Source organism: Cognatundibacterium luofuense, assembly GCF_018139685.1.
GTDB classification, from domain to species: domain Bacteria; phylum Pseudomonadota; class Gammaproteobacteria; order Burkholderiales; family Burkholderiaceae_D; genus Undibacterium; species Undibacterium luofuense.
The window spans coordinates 1-288 of sequence record NZ_JAGSPN010000613.1 but is presented as its reverse complement, the minus strand read 5'-3'; the positions used below and the strand labels follow the sequence as shown (position 1 = coordinate 288).

Here is a 288-nt window from a genome sequence, read left to right as displayed (position 1 = left end):
CGTGATTTCAACTATAACGGCGACAAGCAGCAATGGAATTATGGTGGGCGCAGTCAGCGTCGCAATTCGCTGGGCTATCCTAGTCTGCGCGGTGCGAACCAATTGTTGAATGCAGCGGCGGTACTCGCTGCTTTAGAATCCCTTAAAGATGTATTGCCGGTTGGAGCGCAGGAAGTGCGCACCGGTCTAGTGATGGTGGATTTGCCTGGGCGCTTCCAGGTGATGCCGGGACGTCCGGTGGTTGTGCTGGATGTGGCGCATAACCCGCATGCGGCAGCCACCTTGGCG

At 57.3% G+C, this 288-nt stretch carries 1 pseudogene; it reads left to right on the top strand.

From position 1 onward, the window contains the following. Positions 1-288: pseudogene (locus tag KDM89_RS21870) on the top strand (bifunctional tetrahydrofolate synthase/dihydrofolate synthase); the annotation flags it as partial.